2 pseudogenes are annotated in these 782 nt (G+C 40.4%); one reads left to right on the forward strand and one right to left on the reverse strand.

The window, feature by feature from the left end:
* A pseudogene (locus ACFINU_RS10185) lies at positions 1-84 on the reverse strand (exonuclease); the annotation flags it as partial.
* A 9-nt stretch (positions 85-93) separates the two neighbouring features.
* On the opposite strand from ACFINU_RS10185, the pseudogene ACFINU_RS10190 reads away from it, so the two are divergent.
* A pseudogene (locus ACFINU_RS10190) lies at positions 94-782 on the forward strand (hypothetical protein); the annotation flags it as partial.

Here is a 782-nt window from a genome sequence, read left to right on the forward strand (position 1 = left end):
TTGTATCTCTCGTTCTATCTCTGCTAAAAAGGCTTGGACAGCTTGATTGATCTGTTCAATTTGTTGATCATCACGGAAAAAACGGAAGAAGTCACCATCGCATTCCAAAAACCAGAATGCTTTGATTCAATTGAAAATGCGATTTTGTATCATACAACAAGTGTAGCAAATGAGTTGAGGGTAAAAATGTGGGCCGTTTCCTATGAGGAAGTTGAATGTTCAGGAAACATATGTGATTTTCACTTTAAAAATTCTTTGCTCAACAAAGAGGCAACTTATGGTAAGATAACTTTAGAAGATGGGATAGTATACAAGGCATTTACTTGGAATGAAGAGAGTGAAAGATCGCTTTTTTTTCAAGGGTACCGATGGAATAATTTATCTCACATGATACAGAAAACTGTCACGCAAGAATTTTCGCCTACTCGTCAAGGAATGATACAATCTAGTGGCAATCTCATCATTAACGCTGATACCATTGATAACCATTATAGCACTATAGAAGCGGGGGGAAATACCGATATCCACGCCAATGTGCTGACCAATTTGGGGGCGACGGGCAACATTATCACACAATCAGATAAAGAGACCACAATCACTGCTTCTCATCTGCTTTCCGGTCAGGATATCAATGTGAGCGGAGAAAGTGTGACGATTGATGGCATGCAAGATCACCATAAAAGCCATTCAGAGACCCATGAAACGGGTTTTGGTGTGGGATCAGGCAAGGGCTTTGTGTCGATATACGGGAGTGAGGGAAAGACAGAAAATGAAGAGAGCTT

This window comes from Bartonella sp. AC130YNZD (genome assembly GCF_042196865.1).
Classification (GTDB): domain Bacteria; phylum Pseudomonadota; class Alphaproteobacteria; order Rhizobiales; family Rhizobiaceae; genus Bartonella.